The sequence below is a fragment of the Flavobacterium cupreum genome (genome assembly GCF_003996965.1).
In the GTDB taxonomy this organism is placed as follows: Bacteria; Bacteroidota; Bacteroidia; order Flavobacteriales; family Flavobacteriaceae; genus Flavobacterium; species Flavobacterium cupreum.
Genome location: NZ_QWDM01000224.1, coordinates 1 through 294, shown reverse-complemented (window position 1 = coordinate 294; position 294 = coordinate 1). Strand labels below are relative to the sequence as shown.

Sequence of the window (294 nt, the reverse complement as noted above, 5' to 3'; positions counted from 1 at the left end):
GTCCTGCAGTTTGCCGGCGGCCGCGGTGATGCTTTCGCGGCGTACGCCGAGCATGATCGAGATGAGCTCCTGCGTGACCTTGAGTTCGTTCGACGGCGAGCGGTCGAGGCGGTCGAGCAGCCAGCGGCACAGCTTTTGTTCGATCGAGCTGTGGCGCCCGCCGACGGCGTTTTGGGCCATCTGCGCGAACAGCGCGTTGGTGTAGCGCATGAGCAGTTGGGGCAGGGCGCCGCCCTGGTTGAAGGCGTCGCGCAAAAACTGGGTCTTGAGGCGGTAGCCGTAGCCGGCGCTCTG

General features: G+C 66.0%; 1 protein-coding gene. It reads right to left on the bottom strand.

Annotated elements, in window-relative coordinates; genetic code table 11:
- Nucleotides 1-294 (bottom strand): Crp/Fnr family transcriptional regulator (locus D0817_RS27250; RefSeq protein WP_134737815.1); only part of this gene is annotated, 294 nt, incomplete at both ends.